Here is a 1,600-nt window from a genome sequence, read left to right on the forward strand (position 1 = left end):
AACGTCGTTCGGGAAAGTACGGCCAGTTTTGGGGTTGCCAGCATTATCCACGCTGTAAGGGAACTCGTAATTAGCAGATTAAATACTTTCTTAGGTAACTTCTGACATTGCCAGCATTCAGATATTCCCATGGTTTCATGACTTGAAGATGGGTTTCAAAACAGCAATGTACTTTCCCTAATCGCCAATACGCGCTAAATTCCAGAAAGATACCGAGTTACGCCCTAAAAAGCTGACTCGGTTTTTTTTATGCGCACCGCTCGCGCATTCCCCCACGTCGAACCCAACCCTTTGGAATGAACCTTTGAGGAAGTCAGTTAGTGCTGGCGAGCCTCGACGGGCTGATTTCCTGTGCGGCAAAGGTTCATTTCAAAGAGAAGGTAAACGTTATGAGCAATCATGCAGTAATCCCCGCCTACGACTTCCGAGAAATGGTTATGTCTGCCAGTGGGAAAGTGCTGACAAACAGTATTAAAGTGGCGCGTTTCTTCGGCAAAGATCATAAAAACGTACTGCGAAAAATCCGGAAAACTATCAGTGAGTGCCCTGATGATTTCGCCCAGCTCAATTTTGAGCCTACTGATTTCATTGATAAAAATGGTGATGTTCAGCCGATGTTCAACATGACGAAAGACGGTTACATATTAGTGGTCATGGGGTTCACTGGCAGGGCAGCTATGCAAATCAAAATCACCTATATTGAGGCTTTCAACTGGATGACGGATCAGCTTCAGCGCCGCCAACTGATAGGCGAAAAAGCTATGCATCGGCTGGCGGTTAAAGAGACTCGTTCTAAGTTAAAAGGAACGATCGGCAGTCGCCTTATGAACGAGCGCAGAAAAGAAATCTCAGTTTTGCGTGAAGAGGAAAAACAGGTCATGGCACTGAATTGCCCGCCACTATTTCCCTCATTGTCATAATCAAGAGCATCTCATAATCCTACCGCTTCGGCGGTTTTTTTGTGCCTAAATTCTGGAGCCCGTCATGGCCTACGATCCGCAACAACAGCGCCCCGAGCAGCAAATCACCAACGGTAATCGACAAGGCTTGAACATCCAGCAGCCCGGCGAAGTACCCGATTTCGATCGCCAATTCTTCGCCCCAGAGAACTGGAACAAAGCGCCAGTAGAAGCCAAGGTCACGCTGGGCGATATCGGCAAGTCTGCCGTTGCCGCGCCGCTGGATATGGTTGCTGCTGGCGGTCAGATGTTTAAAGCGGGTAACCAAATCCTCGATGATAAAGCGGCAGCGCAAGCTGGGGAGAATCCCAATCCTTTCGGCATTGATGAGACGATGCAAGTCATGCGCGACAACGCCGGAAACCCACTGTCCCGAGTAGGGAGTGCGGTTATTGAAGGTGTTGGCAATCTTGCTGGGCAAGCATCAAAGGCCATCAAAGATACCTATAGCGAGGGCGCAAAGCAGGCGGCATCACAGGATTTTGTAAAAGTCGATCATGACAAAGAGGGGAATTTCACAGGCATCAGTGCTGGCGATGGTCTGTTTGATAAAGATACCTGGCTGATTAATGCGGTGCCTACCGTGGCTCAGTTAATTGCAGGTGGGGCGATGTCAAAAGTGGGTGCAGCCGCCGCGCGTG

Annotated in this window: 2 protein-coding genes; both read left to right on the forward strand. The window is 49.1% G+C overall.

Going from position 1 to position 1,600, the window contains the following annotated elements; translation table 11 throughout:
• Nucleotides 1-389 precede the first annotated feature (389 nt).
• Complete coding sequence (locus tag J5224_RS27155; RefSeq protein ID WP_264628257.1) at nt 390-920, forward strand: Rha family transcriptional regulator; 531 nt, start codon at nt 390-392, stop codon at nt 918-920.
• 64 nt (nt 921-984) lie between these two features.
• Nucleotides 985-1,600, forward strand: a 616-nt coding sequence (locus J5224_RS27160) for a hypothetical protein (protein ID WP_264628256.1), incomplete at its 3' end; no start/stop codon positions are given.

Source organism: Candidatus Symbiopectobacterium sp. NZEC135 (genome assembly GCF_025962695.1).